This window comes from Halomonas sp. N3-2A, from assembly GCF_002216165.1.
GTDB lineage: Bacteria > Pseudomonadota > Gammaproteobacteria > Pseudomonadales > Halomonadaceae > Vreelandella.
This window is the reverse complement of record NZ_CP022286.1, coordinates 2,304,930-2,318,602: the sequence shown is the minus strand read 5'-3', so window position 1 is coordinate 2,318,602 and position 13,673 is coordinate 2,304,930. Positions and strand designations below refer to the sequence as shown.

The 13,673-nt window shown below is 55.2% G+C and carries 10 protein-coding genes; 5 read left to right on the top strand and 5 right to left on the bottom strand.

Annotated features, from left to right (window positions below):
- Window positions 1–17: 17 nt before the first annotated feature.
- The gene (locus CEK60_RS10865) at window positions 18–926 is read right to left on the bottom strand and encodes a CYTH domain-containing protein (protein WP_089039041.1); all 909 of its coding nucleotides are present in this window, start codon (window positions 924–926) and stop codon (window positions 18–20) included.
- Between the two features lie 135 nt (window positions 927–1,061).
- Here CEK60_RS10865 and CEK60_RS10860 point away from each other — a divergent pair, with 135 nt between their 5' ends.
- The 3 genes from CEK60_RS10860 (at window position 1,062) to argA (ending at window position 4,480) form a co-directional block, all read left to right on the top strand.
- Window positions 1,062–1,742 carry a TIGR00153 family protein gene (locus tag CEK60_RS10860; RefSeq protein ID WP_089039040.1) on the top strand — a complete coding sequence of 227 codons (681 nt, stop codon included), beginning with the start codon at window positions 1,062–1,064 and terminating at the stop codon, window positions 1,740–1,742.
- Between the two features lie 9 nt (window positions 1,743–1,751).
- Window positions 1,752–3,017 carry an inorganic phosphate transporter gene (locus CEK60_RS10855; RefSeq protein ID WP_089039039.1) on the top strand — a complete coding sequence of 422 codons (1,266 nt, stop codon included), beginning with the start codon at window positions 1,752–1,754 and terminating at the stop codon, window positions 3,015–3,017.
- A gap of 146 nt (window positions 3,018–3,163) precedes the next feature.
- Window positions 3,164–4,480 (top strand): amino-acid N-acetyltransferase, encoded by a 1,317-nt coding sequence (gene argA, locus CEK60_RS10850; protein ID WP_089039038.1) that lies wholly within the window; start codon window positions 3,164–3,166, stop codon window positions 4,478–4,480.
- Window positions 4,481–4,669: 189 nt separating this feature from the next.
- On the opposite strand, the gene xseA is transcribed toward argA, so the two are convergent.
- Window positions 4,670–6,010, bottom strand: a complete 1,341-nt coding sequence (gene xseA / locus CEK60_RS10845) for an exodeoxyribonuclease VII large subunit (RefSeq protein WP_089039037.1) — start codon at window positions 6,008–6,010, stop codon at window positions 4,670–4,672.
- 175 nt (window positions 6,011–6,185) lie between these two features.
- Here xseA and guaB point away from each other — a divergent pair, with 175 nt between their 5' ends.
- Both guaB and guaA read left to right on the top strand, forming a co-directional pair.
- Window positions 6,186–7,655, top strand: a complete 1,470-nt coding sequence (gene guaB / locus CEK60_RS10840) for an IMP dehydrogenase (protein WP_038481789.1) — start codon at window positions 6,186–6,188, stop codon at window positions 7,653–7,655.
- Between the two features lie 96 nt (window positions 7,656–7,751).
- Window positions 7,752–9,329 (top strand): glutamine-hydrolyzing GMP synthase, encoded by a 1,578-nt coding sequence (guaA, locus tag CEK60_RS10835; protein WP_009722237.1) that lies wholly within the window; start codon window positions 7,752–7,754, stop codon window positions 9,327–9,329.
- Between the two features lie 686 nt (window positions 9,330–10,015).
- Here guaA and CEK60_RS10830 read toward each other — a convergent pair.
- From CEK60_RS10830 to CEK60_RS10820, 3 genes are read right to left on the bottom strand one after another with little or no spacing between them, the layout of a single operon-like run.
- A complete protein-coding gene (locus CEK60_RS10830; protein WP_089039036.1) occupies window positions 10,016–10,996 on the bottom strand; it encodes an extracellular solute-binding protein in 981 nt (326 codons plus the stop codon).
- 11 nt (window positions 10,997–11,007) lie between these two features.
- On the bottom strand, window positions 11,008–12,672 hold the full coding sequence (locus CEK60_RS10825) for an ABC transporter permease (RefSeq protein WP_198361498.1): 1,665 nt from the start codon (window positions 12,670–12,672) through the stop codon (window positions 11,008–11,010).
- Window positions 12,665–13,666, bottom strand: coding sequence for an ABC transporter ATP-binding protein (locus CEK60_RS10820; protein WP_089039034.1), 1,002 nt, complete (start codon window positions 13,664–13,666; stop codon window positions 12,665–12,667). Before CEK60_RS10820 ends, CEK60_RS10825 begins: the two co-directional genes overlap by 8 nt.
- Window positions 13,667–13,673 lie beyond the last annotated feature (7 nt).

Here is a 13,673-nt window from a genome sequence, read left to right as displayed (position 1 = left end):
AAGTGGGCTGAATGTTTCTAGCGTAGCGTGGTTTGATAGGCGAAGCGATGCGCCAGGGTTAACGCAGCAGCGCCATAAGCGGGCGTTGGGTGGCCATTATCAGTCAGTGCTGTGGTCAGCGTCTGAGCGTTACGGCGGGTACCTTCATCCAACTGCGGATGGGTCGCCAGTGTGGCTAACGCCTGCTGTGCAATGGTTAAGTGTTCCGCAAGGCCACTGTCGTGGTAGGCGTCCAGCGCCACTGTGGCTCTGTGTAGCCACTCAGCCGGTGCGTCAGCTTCAGGTAGTGACCACTGCTGCACGCCTAACGCATTGCCGCGAGCGGCTTTGCTGGTATCCGAAGGGCGCAGCGGTACGCTTTCCGCGAGCGTTAATGCTAGCCCCCAAAGCGCCTCTGGCTCACCCGCTTTTAGTTCCAGCTCGACCTCGCAAATAGCTGCTTGAGCACCACCGCTGACAATCTCTCCTTCGTCCAACACGAGCTCGATATGGCTGCCCTGCCAGTCGATTTGCCAGCTGCGCCGGGTAAAGTCGGTGCGCAGCGCAGGTTGTAGCGCGGAAATGACGGTGCCTAGTGAACCGTTGAACGGCGGAAGGGCAGCCAAGCCATGCTGGTCAAGCTGTGGGCTAGGAACTTGCCACTCCCACTCTTGTCGGGTAGAAAGGCCGCCACCACCATGGCCGGCGGTTTTCACCGTTTGCAGCACGCGATCATCAACTTGGCGTAAGCGCACGGCAATCCGTGCATTCGCCATATCGCCCGCAGGGGTATCGAAATAGGTGTTCGAAAGATGTTGCCGTTGGGGTGTTTCGGCTAGTGCTGCGTGGCACAGCAGCGTGTTTAGTTGAGCTGGCGCAAGGGCGAGTTTAAGCTCTATTTCGGTAGGCGCTGAAACAGAATCAGCAGTAGATGTTGAATTTTTCATGACATTAGCCACCTTTGTATTGTGACGTTTCAATTAATTTTTCATGACATTGTGAACTTTTCATGACGGCGGCGAGCGCACTCTTTATACTGGCGCCGCCATTTCCAGGCTCCCCGAAAACAGGCTAAAGGCTATATGGTTACCTCCAACCCTTTTTCCGCGATGTTTGGCCGCTCGCCATTCCAGCCGCTGCTGGCCCACATCGTCAAGGCCAATGAATGTGCCGACCAACTGTTGCCGTTCTTCGAAGCATCGCTTGCCGGTGATTGGGATACCGCAGCTGTACTGCGTGAAAACGTTACCCGCTTAGAGCATGACGCCGACACGTTGAAAACAGAGCTTCGGCTTAACCTGCCCAATACGATGTTCCTTCCCGTCTCGCGGTCCGACTTGCTCGACCTTATCAGCGTGCAGGATAAAATCGCCAACAAGGTGCGCGACATTACCGGCATTATGCTGGGGCGTAAAATGCGTGTGCCCAATGAGTTGGCCGATCCCATGCGCGATTATATGCGTACCAGCGTGGCGTGTGTGTCCCAGGCTCGCCAAGCGCTTGAAGAGCTGAAAGAGCTGCTTGAGTCCGGTTTTGGACGCAATGTTTCCGATGTTATTCAGAATATGATCCGTGAGCTGCACACACTTGAGCACCAAGCCGACAGCCAGCAGATCGCGATACGTCGCCAACTGTTTGAGCTTGAAAGCCAACTTCCGCCTGTTGATGTGATTTTCCTTTACAAAATCATTGAGTGGGTCGGTGAAGTTTCTGATCGCGCTGAACGCGTGGGCAGCCGCCTACAGATTTTGACCGCACGCTAAGGGGTACCCATGCAGATTATTGCCCAGCACGGTGAAATTTTTATCATCCTGGCCTGTTTGTTTGGCTTTTTTATGGCTTGGGGCGTTGGCGCGAATGATGTTGCCAATGCGATGGGGACCTCGGTGGGGTCGAAAGCGATCACCATCAAACAAGCAATTTTGATTGCGGTAGTCTTTGAATTTTTAGGCGCATGGCTGGCGGGTGGTGAGGTGACCAACACCATTCGTAAAGGCATTATCGACCCAGAATTGCTCCAGGAAGATCCACAGTTACTAGTGTACGGTATGTTATCAGCGCTGCTAGCAGCGGGTACTTGGTTACTGGCAGCATCGATGAAAGGTTGGCCGGTTTCCACGACGCATTCCATTGTAGGTGCCATTGTGGGCTTTGCCGTAGCGGGACTGGGTGCCTCTACGGTTGATTGGGGCGCTGTTGGCACCATTGCAGCAAGCTGGGTCGTTTCTCCTCTTTTAGCGGGTACTATCGGCTTCGTGCTGTTTAAATCAGTGCACCACCTGATTTTTGAAAATGATAATCCCTTCACGGCTGCCAAACGCTATGTACCGGGCTACGTATTTTTGGTTGGTTTTATTGTGGCGATGGTCACGCTAACCAAAGGTCTGTCTCACGTTGGGCTGGACCTGACCTTTAGTCAAAGCCTGCTGCTGTCTATCTTGTTAGGACTTGTGATCATGGGTGTAGGCCTGGTGATGCAGCGTCGTATCAAGTTCGAGAAAAATGTCAACGACCACTTTGGATACGCCAACGTTGAACGGGTCTTCGGCGTATTAATGATCTTTACTGCGTGTGCCATGGCGTTTGCTCACGGCTCTAACGACGTTGCGAACGCGGTTGGTCCGCTAGCGGCGGTCATTAGCGTGGTGCAAACTGGCGGCCAAATTGAAGGCTCTGCGCTAGTGCCCTGGTGGGTATTGGTACTGGGCGGTGCTGGCATCGTGGTGGGCTTAGTAACTTACGGCCACAAAGTCATTGCCACCGTGGGAACCGGTATTACTGAGCTTACCCCCAGCCGTGGCTTTGCCGCCACGCTGGCAGCCGCGACCACAGTGGTATTAGCTTCCGGCACGGGTCTGCCGATTTCAACCACCCACACACTGGTGGGGGCGATATTAGGCGTAGGGCTTGCCCGGGGTATGGCGGCGCTTAACCTGCGTGTTATTGGCACCATCGCCATGTCCTGGCTGATTACGCTACCTGCCGGGGCTGGTTTGGCTATTCTGTTCTTCTTTATGTTCAAAGGCATGTTTGGTTAACAGCAAGGGGTAACCCCGCCCAATACGTGACTGCTTGGCCAAACGCACAGCGGCATCTTCTTTTACACAAGAAGGTGCCGCTGTTTTTTATGCTCTGTTAAAGTAAACGCTGATACTTTCATTCACCTGCTGCCGGAGAGCGGCCCTTGGACACACGCTTCCCTTTTGTTGATTGGTTTCGTAACGCTTCCCCTTACATTAACGCGCACCGGGGACGAACCTTTGTCATCTTAATTGAGGGCGAAGCCATGGCGTCTGGCCGAGGAGAGCAGCTGATTCAAGATTTAGCGCTGCTACACACCCTGGGGGTGCGGCTAGTTGTGGTGTTTGGTATTCGCCCACAAGTGCATGACGCATTGACGGCTGCCGGTGTCGAGCCAACACGGGTGGATGGCCGTTGGGTAGCTGACCGAGCGGTGATGGCCCACGTGGAACAGGTGGCCGCGCACCAGCGCTTATGGCTAGAAGCTCGTCTTTCCTTGGGGCTGCCTAGCACGCCACTACACGGTGTAGAGCTTAGCGTGATTTCCGGCAACTTGGTGACCGCTAAGCCATTAGGGGTGCGTGAAGGCATCGATTTTGATCACAGCGGTGAAGTCCGCCGAGTGCGTTCGAGCGCTATTGAAGGGCTGTTGGAAAAAGGCTCACTGGTGCTGCTGCCGCCGCTGGGCTTCTCCAGCACAGGTGAAGTGTTTGATTTAGATGCCTCGGAAGTCGCACAACAGGCTGCCGTCGCGCTGAAAGCGGATAAGCTGATTCTATTAGGCGAGTCGGAAGGGCTTGAAGACGAACACGGTGCACTATTGCGCCAGCTTTCCCCGGCAGAGGCCGAACCACGTCTGCTGCAGGCGTTACCGGGCAGTGAGCTGGCACGCCACTTGAACGCCGCCTGCACCGCCGCCAGGGAAGGGGTGGCGCGCACCCACCTACTTTCCTGGCGCAACCACGATGCGTTGCTAGGGGAGTTATTCACCCGTGACGGCGTTGGCACGATGATCACCCAACACCGCTACGAGCAACTGCGCCCAGCCACGTTGAACGACGTCGCTGGCCTGCTAGAGCTGCTGGAGCCACTGGAGCGACGTGGCATGTTGGTGGCTCGTTCGCGGGAACGCCTAGAGCACGAAATCGACGACTACATGGTCATCGAACGTGATGGCATGGTGATTGGCTGTGCCGCACTGCATGTTTTTCCAGACACCACGGTGGGGGAAATGGCCTGTGTCGCGGTGCACGGTAACTATCGCGGCGGTGAGCGCGGCGAGCGCTTAGTGGAAGCGTTAGAACGCCGCGCCCGGCAGCGTGGGCTTTCCGAAATGTTTGTGTTAACTACCCACACGGCCCATTGGTTTGTGGAGCACGGCTTCCGTGCTGCTAGCCTAGATGATCTGCCACCGCTAAAACGCGAAGCCTACAACCACGCCCGTAAATCCAAGGTGTTGGTGAAGACGCTGGCAGGATAGAACGTAGTGATTCGTGAGGGGCAAATCGTGCGCCATCAGCGGCAAGACCTCCTGCTGCAGCTGAAGTAAGTATTGCCACGTTATATTAAGCGTGGCCAGTCAACCGATAGTCCCATGATGGTCATCATGGGATAGGAAGCAACATAAGCAAGTGTAACCGCCCTTCAATAAGATGTTATTCCCACAGCGCTACTGCTTGTAGCGCCGTTTTACTTCTACGTTTAGCCGACCTTCTCCCAGCCGTAGCGAGAGCTTCTGGCCTGGCGCGGTGTCCTCTGCCCGGCGGATGACATGGCCTTTTTCATCCTGGGCAATGGCATAGCCACGCCCCAGCACCGCCAGTGGGCTGATGGCATTTAGTTCACGGGCGGCGCTACTCAAGCGTGCCTGACGCACTTCCAACGTCCGCTGCATAGCGCTGGCTAAACGGCGTTGCAGCTGACTAACACGCTCTTGCTCTGCGCGGTGCAGGCGCACCATGTCTTGGCTGGATAAGCGTTTGCTTAACTGGGTGACCCGCGCTTGCTGCTGATAAACGTGTTGCTGCATGGCGCGCTGCAGCCGTTGGCAAAGGGCGGTAACGTGCTGGCGTTGACGCTCAAGCTGCTCGCCTGGGTGGCGAAGGCGGGCGCGCAAGGTATCCAACCGTTGGCTATCGCGCTCTAAGCGTGCCTGCATGGCACGCTGTAAGCGGTTTTCGGCCTGGGTTAATTGTTGCTTAAGCGCATGTTGGTCAGGCACTAAACGTTCGGCCGCTGCTGACGGGGTAGGGGCGCGCATATCGGCGGCGAAATCCGCCAGGGTGACATCCACTTCGTGACCCACCGCCGACATCACTGGCAAGCGGGAGTGAAAGATCGCCCGTGCCAGATGCTCGTTATTAAACGCCCACAGGTCTTCTAAGCTACCGCCGCCGCGGGTGATCAGCACCACATCCTGGTCAGGGTCTAAGCGCGCCTGTCGGTTCAGTAACCCCAGTGCCGAAATCATCGCAGGGGCGGCCTCGTTGCCTTGTACAGGCACTGGAATCAGCGTGACATCTGCCAGTGGCCAGCGCGCCGCCAGTACCGCCAATACATCGCGAATCGCTGCGCCGCTGGCGGAACTCAATATCAAAATTTTGCGGGGAGGAAAGGGCAGGGGGCGCGTGTTGGCAAACACGCCTTCGCCTTCCAGCTGCGCTTTTAGGCGCTCAAACGCCGCCAGCAGTTCCCCCAAGCCCGCCGCCTGTACGGCGTCGGCAATCAACTGATAATCGCCGCGCGGTTCGAACAACGAGACCCTGCCGCGCAGTTTTACTTGATCGCCATCACGCATAGGCGCCGATACAAAACGCACCCGCTGGCGAAACAGCGCACAGCGAATTTGTGCCCGGTCATCCTTCAAGGTGAAGTAAATATGCCCAGACGCCGGGCGGGAAACATTAGAAAGCTCGCCTTCTACCCACACTTCGCCCACATCGCGCTCAAGGGTCTGTTTGGCGCGCTGATTCAACTGACTAACAGAAAGCGCTTGTGGTGTATCGGGCATAGAGCAACCTTAAAAAGAGAGTGAGCGAGCGGGTAGCTTTCGTAAGAATCCTAGCTTATTAGCCATTGGTCTGGATTGAAAACCTTCTTCACATTGCTGGAAAGGCCCTCAAAACGCTATAATAGGGGATTAACTTTCCACGCCCCACTTCCTCTTCTATCAGGGTGTTGCCGCTATGCTACGTATGGCCCAAGAAGCACTTACGTTCGATGACGTACTCCTCGTTCCCGGCTTCTCCGATATTCTGCCCAAGGATGTCAGCCTCAAAACCCGCCTGACCCGCAATATTTCACTCAATATCCCGCTGCTTTCCGCTGCAATGGATACCGTTACCGAAGCGCGTCTAGCAATTGCGATGGCTCAGGAAGGCGGCATTGGCATTATCCATAAAAGCATGACCATGAGTCAGCAAGCCGCTGAAGTGCGTAAGGTTAAAAAGCACGAAAGCGTGATTGTAAAAGATCCAGTCACCGTTAGCCCTAAGGCGAAGCTGGATGACCTGCTGGCGATGGCGCGTGAGAACGGGTTTTCTGGCTTCCCCGTCGTAGAAGGCGAAACCCTGGTGGGTATTGTGACCGAGCGTGATATGCGCTTCCAGCCCAACCACGGCGACAGCGTTGCGGACATTATGACCCCCCGCGAGCGCTTGGTTACCGTCAAGGAAGGCACCGACCTTGAAACCAGCAAAGCCAAAATGCGCGAACACCGCATCGAGAAAATGCTGATCGTCGATGACGAGTTTCATCTGCGCGGTTTGGTAACTTTCCAAGACATCGAAAAAGCCCGCACTTACCCGATGGCTGCCAAAGACAGCGACGGCCGCTTGTTGGTAGGTGCAGCCGTTGGCACTGGCCCGGAAACGCCTGATCGCGTTGCTGCGCTGGCTGAAGCCGGTGTCGATGTGATCATTGTTGATACTGCCCATGGCCACTCCAAAGGCGTTATCGACCGCGTGCGCTGGATCAAAGAGAACTTCCCCAACATTCAAGTGATTGGCGGCAACATTGCCACCGGCGCTGCCGCTAAAGCGTTGGCTGAAGCGGGCGCAGACGCCGTTAAAGTGGGCATTGGCCCTGGCTCTATCTGCACCACACGTATTGTGGCAGGCGTTGGCGTTCCGCAAATCACTGCAGTGTCTAACGTCGCGGAAGCGCTGAAAGAGTTCGATATTCCGCTGATCGCCGACGGCGGCATTCGCTTCTCGGGTGATTTAGCCAAAGCCATCGCCGCTGGCGCAAGCGCCGTGATGGTCGGTGGCCTGCTGGCCGGTACCGAAGAAGCGCCGGGTGAAGTTGAGCTTTACCAAGGCCGCACCTATAAAGCCTACCGTGGCATGGGCTCCATGGGTGCCATGTCTCAGAACCAGGGCAGCGCCGACCGCTACTTCCAAGATAAGAGCGAAGGTGCCGAGAAGCTGGTGCCGGAAGGCATTGAAGGCCGTGTACCCTATAAAGGCATGATGGGCGCTATCGTTCACCAGCTGATGGGCGGCCTGCGCGCTTCCATGGGTTACACCGGCTGCCGCAGTGTTGAAGAAATGCGCACCAAGCCGGAATTTGTACAAATTACCAGCGCTGGCTTTAACGAATCCCACGTTCACAACGTGCAGATCACCAAAGAAGCTCCCAACTACCGGGTGAGCTAACCAGCACGTTTAGTTAAATGGCGCGGCGGGCATTGCCCCGCCGCTTGCTTTTTGGCCTTAACAGCGGCACCCACACCGCTTAACCGAGACCCCGCCATGAGTGACATTCACGCCCATAAGATCCTGATTCTCGACTTCGGCTCCCAGTACACCCAACTGATCGCCCGCCGTGTACGTGAGATCGGTGTGTTCTCCGAAATCCGCGCCTTCGACATCACCGAAGAAGAAATTCGCGAATACAACCCTAACGGCATCATCCTGGCCGGTGGCCCGGAATCGGTGACCGAGTTGGATTCCCCGCGAGCACCGGCGTGCGTGTTCGAAATGGGCCTGCCGGTATTTGGTATCTGCTACGGCATGCAGACCATGGCCGAGCAGCTTGGTGGTAAAGTTGAAGGTTCCAATCAGCGCGAATTTGGCTACGCCCAAATTCAAATCGACGGCGACACCCCGCTGTTCAAAGACATCAAAGACCACATCGATACCGACAGCGGCAAAGGCCTACTAGACGTATGGATGAGCCACGGCGACAAGGTCTCCCAGGTGCCTGACACCTTCACCGTGACCGCTTCCACGCCGAGCTGCCCGATTGCCGCCATGGCTTGGGAAGAGAAGCAGTTCTATGGCGTACAGTTCCACCCGGAAGTGACCCACACCCTGCAAGGTCAGCGCATTCTTGAGCACTTCGTGCTGGATATTTGCGGCGCTGAAAAACTCTGGACGCCTGCGCAAATCATCGAAGACCAAGTACAGCGCGTGCGCGAGCAAGTGGGCGACCGCCATGTACTGCTTGGCCTTTCCGGTGGTGTCGACTCCTCGGTTGTGGCGGCGCTGCTGCACAAAGCCATTGGCGACCAGTTGACCTGCGTATTCGTCGATAACGGCCTGCTGCGCAAAAACGAAGGCGACCAAGTGATGGAAACCTTTGCCAAGCACATGGGCGTGAAGGTGATCCGTGTCGACGCCGAAGAGCTGTTCCTGGGCAAGCTGAAGGGCGAAAACGACCCGGAAGCCAAGCGCAAGATTATCGGCAACACCTTTATCGACGTATTCGATGAAGAAGCGAGCAAAATTGAAGGCGTCGACTTCCTGGCTCAGGGCACCATCTACCCGGACGTGATCGAATCCGCTGCCTCTAAAACCGGCAAAGCGCACGTGATCAAATCCCACCACAACGTTGGTGGCCTGCCGGAAACCATGAAGCTCAAGCTGGTAGAGCCGCTGCGCGAACTGTTTAAAGACGAAGTGCGCAAACTCGGCCTCGAACTCGGCCTGCCTTACGATATGGTCTACCGCCACCCGTTCCCTGGCCCCGGCCTGGGCGTGCGCATCCTCGGTGAAGTGAAGAAAGAGTACGCCGACATCCTGCGTGATGCTGACGCCATCTACATCGAAGAACTGCGCGCCGCTGGTTGGTACGAAAAAACCAGCCAAGCCTTCGCCGTGTTCCTACCGGTGAAATCGGTAGGTGTCGTCGGCGACGGCCGCCGCTACGAATGGGTCATCGCGCTACGCGCGGTCGAAACCATCGACTTCATGACCGCCCGCTGGGCGCACCTGCCCTACGAGCTGCTGGAGAAGGTCTCCAACCGGATTATCAATGAGTTGGAAGGCGTTTCTCGGGTGACTTATGACGTGAGCAGCAAGCCGCCTGCTACTATTGAGTGGGAGTAGGTCGGTTATTGGTGAATAAGACAAGCCCCTGCAATGCAGGGGTTTTTATGGCCTTCCCATGCCTTGTGTCGTCTGAAATGAGAAAGGCACGGGAACAGACCCCTTACTAAGCGTGTTCGGGCTCTACGATATCGGCTTTAAAGGTATGTAAGGTCGGTAATGATACGCTGGTCTGGACTTCCATAGCCTGTACTGCATCACCTTGTCTTTTAACGCAGTGATTTGCTTGTAGCCAAAGTTGCTATTGAAAATGTGAAGAGCACCACATGCTGGTCATCGAAACGGTTGTGTTTAAGAGCCATGGGGTATGACTATAAAACCACACTGGCGAGCCTAGCGGGATGCTCTTGAAGGAAGTCAGGTCAAGGATACGCCTAGTAATGTCGGGCAGCATTTTGCTTCAGCTAAGTGGGCTTGGTCCTGGCCTGAGTATGGTATGGATGACTTGTTTATGCTGAATATTAAGGCTCAGGTCGCCGCGTAAGACGGCACAAGAGTAATGAACTTGCTAAGAATATCTCAGGCAATTACTTCTCATTCAAGGTGTAAATCGTAGCGAGCGGGAATGTCCGCCGTTACCGATGTGCAGGTATTTACAAGCTGTCTTGTTGTATGTTGGCGAAATAGGGGAAAGTGAGCGGAAGGGGGAGAATAGAGCGCCCCTCTGGAGCGCTCCGAGGGGCAGGTTATTGCGCGGCGTCCAGTGCATCTTGCCATATGTTAATCAGCAGCTCGCGCTGTTCACCTGCTTCTTGTTGATCCAGTTCGAATACTTCAATCTGTTCCAGGTTGGGCAATGAGGAGACTGCGTTCAGGTCAATATCGGAGCGGACTGGACGGCGGTAGCTGCTTTCCAGTATGGCTTGTTGAAATTCTGCAGATGTTAGCACAGCATACAGCTTGCCGGCCGCTTCAGGGTGCGGCGCGTCTTTCACCATGAACAGACCCTCAGGTGACAGGAAAGTACCTTCCTGGGGATAGATTAATTCAATGTCTTGCTGGCCACCTGCTACATAGCGATAGGCCGCATACTCAATGGTGATTCCCACAGGGTATTCTGCGTTAGCCACGCCGCGGTAAACGCTGCTGGATCCGCCTGTAACCACCACATTCTCGGCCAGTTTACGCACGCCTTCTTCGCCATACTTCTTGTAAATGCCAAATAGCTGCAAATATGCGGAACTGGAGGCGGTCGGATCACCAAACGCAATACGCCCTCGATAACGACCGGACAGAAGATCTTCCCAACCTTTAGGGGCATCTCCATCCAGTTGGCTGGCGTTCGTCATCAGTACCACAACATGCACATTGGAACCGGTCCAAAGGTGGTCTGGTCCATTCAGGGCTGCCAGAACAGGTAGCTCGGCGCTGGCTTGAACCGGCTGCATCAATTCAGTGTAATCCGCTAGGGTACCAAACCCGCTGCTCCAGAATACATCGGCCTGGGGTGCTTGGCTTTCGGCACGAATTCGCTGCAACAAGGTTCCAGTACTGGCTGTGACAACATTGATTTTAAGTTCCGGCTCCAGTTCATGCGCAACATCCAGCACTGTCTGTATTGCATCTTCACTATTAGCGGCATAGAAGGTCACTTCTTCGTCCGCTTGGGCCGCTGCGCTAAACGTCATAGTCATTCCCAGCAAAACACCTGCATATACCTTTTTCATAAAGCCTCCAGTCAGGCAAAAAGTTTTAGGTTAAACACTCGGGTTGCAGCGATGACCGGCAGTAAAATAAGGCTGATCATGATCACACCATAGGCGGAGGCCATGGCCATCATGTCACTGTCGATCAAACGGAAAATCTGAATAGGGAGGGTTTCCTGTCCGGCGGAATACACCACGATGCTGGAGTTAAGCTCTGCCACACTGGTTGCCCACATCAACACACCGGCTGCAGCGATACCTGCAGACATCAACGGCAGGGATACCTTGAAGAAAGTTTTACACGGTGACACTCCCAGGCTGATAGAGGCAGCTTCCAGGCTGCCATCCACATTATGCAGGTTGTTGGCAGCATTGCGCACAGCAAAAGGCAGGCGGCGAACGGAATAAGCCAATACCATCAGCATGGAGCTGCCTGCCAGTCCCACCGCGAAGCTGCTGACACCTTGCGCCAGAGCGATACCCAATACCGTACCGGATACGGCCAATGGCAACATGGCAATGAACTCTAGTGCTGGAGATAGGCCACCACGTTTTTTCACCGTGGCATAGGCCACCAGGGTGCCCAGAATAACTCCGATCAGTGTTGCCAAAGCCGCAAAGCTAAGCGAATTAAGAATGGTCCCCATACCATAGGTCCAGACACGCTCAAAATTGTCCAGAGTCCACTCGCCCCATTGCATTACCGGGCCCTGAGCACGAGTAAAGGCACCTACCAGCAGCAATGCCAGCGGCAGCAGTGAACCAATCACGACCAGTAAAACCGGCAGGGTATGCAGCCAGGCTGAAAGCCCTGTGAGCCGTTTGGCCAGCAAGGGGCGGCCCTGGGCCATTTCATAGCGTCCCCGTCCCAAAATCCAGCGTTGGGCCAGCATGACCGAGACCAACAGCAGCGTAGAAACAGTTGCCAGTGTGCTTTGCATGGCGGGGTTAAAGCCAATCTCACTGAGGAAGGTTTTGTAGGTCAGGATAGACAGCAGTGGAATCCCGTGCCCCAGTGTCATGGCGATGGCAAAGTTACCCAGTACCAGTGTGAACACCACCAGGGCTCCGGAAATGATCGCCGGGGACAAGAGCGGTACCAGCACTTTCAGGCGTGCCTGAAATTCTGACAGACCGAGGTTGGTCGCGGCTTCCAGCAACTGACGGTCAAAGCCTTTCAGCGCCGACAGTGCCGCCATGTAGACGTAGGCGTAGTAAGTGAATGTCATCACATACACCATGCCAAACCAGCCATAAAAGCTGGGTAGCTCCATCCCGAGATCCGATAAGGCGCGCGTCAGGACACCGTTGTTGCCAAATACCAGTAACCAGGACTGCACACTGATGATTTCAGGTATCACGATGATGCTGATCGGCAGTAAGCTCAGCAACCTTTTGCACGGAAACTCGTAAACCTGAGTGATATAGGCCAGGGAGGCGCCGAGTATGGATGCCGTCAGTGTCACCAGGGCTGCTAGAAGCATCGAATTAAACAGCCCTTCAAGGTACTCAGATTCGCTGAAAAACGTGCGAAAGCCTTGCAGCGAAAAACCTCCATCCACTCCCTGAATGCTCATCAGCAAGAGGTTGACCAGTGGCAAGGCAATCAGGAGCGCCAACAGAATCAGCAGGACAATACTCAGGCTGCGCCAAGAAAATAGGTAAACCAGCCAGGATGAACAGCTCGAACTAGACACGGTGCATCCTCTTTGGAAACGCCAGATAAGCTCGGTCTCCTTCATTGAGCTCAATCTGATGGTGAGGATAAGGACTATCCACACGCAGCTGATACACTTCGCCTTCGTATGCCCACTCGACCCGGTAGCTGGTTTTATAGCCCAGATATTGCGCAGAGCGTACCAGTACTTGTTGGCAATCCGGGTGTGCCGAACGGTGCAGTATCAGTTGTTCCGGACGCACTACCCATTGTTTTCGAGATGCATGGGCATCTGTTTGTTGCACATGGGAAGGCAACAGATTAGCTGAGCCGATAAAGTCCGCGACGTAAGCATTGGTAGGGGTGGCGTATACCTCTTTGGGCGTGCCGACCTGCTCAATCTTGCCAGACTGCATAATGGCGATCTGGTCTGACATGGCCAAGGCTTCTTCCTGATCGTGGGTCACAAATACTGTGGTAATACCACTCTCGCTCTGCAGGCGGCAGATCAACTCTCGCATCTGTAAACGCAAGCGAGCATCTAGATTGGAGAGAGGTTCATCCATTAGCAGCAAGCGAGGTTTGATGACCAGGGCGCGTGCCAAGGCGACACGCTGCTTCTGACCACCGCTCAACTGGGCAGGAAAACGGTCGCGATAGTTGCTCAAGGCAACTTGCTCAAGTGCCTCATCCACGCGAGCCTGAAGTTCGCCTCTGGCAATTCCCCGGGCCTTGAGGCCATAGCCGATATTGTCAGCGACGTTATGGTGTGGAAACAGCGCATAGTCCTGAAACACCAGCCCTATATCGCGTTTGTGTGCTGGCAGTCGGGTCACGTTCTGCTGCCCGAAGCGGATCTCTCCGCCTGCAGGGGTTATGAAACCCGCCAAGGTACGCAGCAGGGTTGTTTTACCGCAACCACTGGGTCCCAGGAGTGTAAAAAAGCAGCCTTGATCAATGTGCAGGCTGAGCTGCTCGATGACCGTTGTCTGTTCATACTGAATGCTGAGGTTGTTGATATGGATATCAGACATGATCGTT